This window comes from Halioglobus sp. HI00S01, from assembly GCF_001635445.1.
In the GTDB taxonomy this organism is placed as follows: Bacteria; Pseudomonadota; Gammaproteobacteria; order Pseudomonadales; family Halieaceae; genus Halioglobus; species Halioglobus japonicus.
The window spans coordinates 1-209 of record NZ_LWEE01000249.1; the positions used below are offsets into that span (position 1 = coordinate 1).

Consider the following 209-nt stretch of genomic DNA (forward strand, 5'->3'; position numbering starts at 1 on the left):
CTCTGCCGACTTACCACACTGCGGCCCTGTCTACTGACAACCTGGCCAAAGAGTACTTCGGTGATGCAGGCATGCTGGGTTACGTTGCTGGCGTACAGCGCAAGGAAATCCGTCAGGGTATCGCCTGCGTTAAGCACCAGAACATGGCTGGCTCCGACATGGGCGACGACCACAAAGAATACTTTGCTGGCGACGCGGCCCTGAAGGCA

Annotated in this window: 1 pseudogene; it reads left to right on the forward strand. The window is 57.9% G+C overall.

Annotated features, from left to right (window positions below):
• A pseudogene (locus A3709_RS17395) lies at positions 1-209 on the forward strand (isocitrate lyase); the annotation flags it as partial.